The 1,280-nt window shown below is 45.9% G+C and carries 1 protein-coding gene and 1 pseudogene; one reads left to right on the forward strand and one right to left on the reverse strand.

What is annotated here, in order from left to right:
- Positions 1-198: pseudogene (locus tag GMD4S_RS13855) on the forward strand (hypothetical protein); the annotation flags it as partial.
- On the opposite strand, the gene GMD4S_RS12195 reads toward GMD4S_RS13855, so the two are convergent.
- A partial coding sequence (locus GMD4S_RS12195) for an ATP-dependent DNA helicase RecG (RefSeq protein ID WP_000341837.1) occupies positions 195-1,280 on the reverse strand: 1,086 nt, incomplete at its 5' end. The pseudogene GMD4S_RS13855 and the gene GMD4S_RS12195 overlap by 4 nt on opposite strands.

A 1,280-nucleotide genomic window follows, 5' to 3' on the forward strand; every position in this document is an offset into this window, starting at 1 on the left:
TACTCAATGAAAATCAAAGAGCAAACTAGGAAACTAGCCGCAGGTTGCTCAAAACACGGTTTTGAGGTTGTGGATAGAACTGACGAAGTCAGCTCAAAACACGGTTTTGAGGTTGCAGATAGAACTGACGAAGTCAGTAACCATACCTACGGCAAGGCGACGTTGACGTGGTTTGAAGAGATTTTCGAAGAGTATTAATCTAGATGTTCTTTCTTTTCTAGATGGAGAGCAATCATGCGCCATTCTGGATCCTCTTGCCAACCTTCTATCGAACTAATGTAGCTGGCAACCTTTCTGGCTTCTTCCAAAATAGGAAAGTCTTCGATAATATCAGCCACTTGAAACTCTGGAAGTCCTGACTGTCTGGTTCCAAAAATTTCACCCGATCCACGCATTTTCAAATCTTCCTCCGCAAGGACAAATCCATTGTTGGTTTCTGTCATGATGCACATGCGGTCCTTCCCAGAGTCCGTCTTGGGATTAGCCACAAGAACAGCATAAGACTGCTTGTCTCCCCGACCAACACGACCTCTGAGCTGGTGAAGCTGGCTGAGACCGAACCGATCGGCATCCATGATAATCATGACGGTCGCATTGGGAACATTGACCCCAACCTCGATAACCGTCGTCGAAACCAGAATATCCGTTTTTCTCTCTTTGAACTCCTGCATAATCTGGTCTTTTTCGTCACTCTTCATCTTACCATGTAGCAGAGCCACTTCGGCCTTACCTGCAAAATGAGCTGTCAACTCCTCAGATAAGGCAATGGCATTTTTCAAATCCAGAGCTTCAGATTCTTCAATCAAGGGAGAGATGACATAGGCTTGCGAACCTTTTTGGATTTCCCCCTCTAACCAAGTCAAGACCTGAGGTAGCTGCTCATGCTTAATCCAGCGAGTTACAATAGGCTTCCGCCCTACTGGCATCTGGTCAATAATAGAAACATCCATATCGCCAAAGGCTGTGATAGCCAAGGTTCGTGGAATGGGCGTCGCCGTCATCATGAGAACGTCAGGATTGTCCCCTTTTTCCCGTAAAATACGCCTTTGGCCCACACCAAAACGGTGCTGCTCATCAATGATAATCAATCCAAGACGAGCATAATCCACCCCATCTTGTATCAAAGCATGGGTTCCGATAATAAGGTCGGCCTCACCCTTGGCAATGGTCTCTAAAACTTCTCTTTTCTCTGCAGCTTTTAAGGAACCTGTCAAGAGAGCCAGTTTCAAGTCTGGAAAAAGGTTCTGTAAACTCTCAAAGTGTTGCTCCGCAAGGATTTC

The organism is Streptococcus sp. GMD4S (assembly GCF_000296955.1).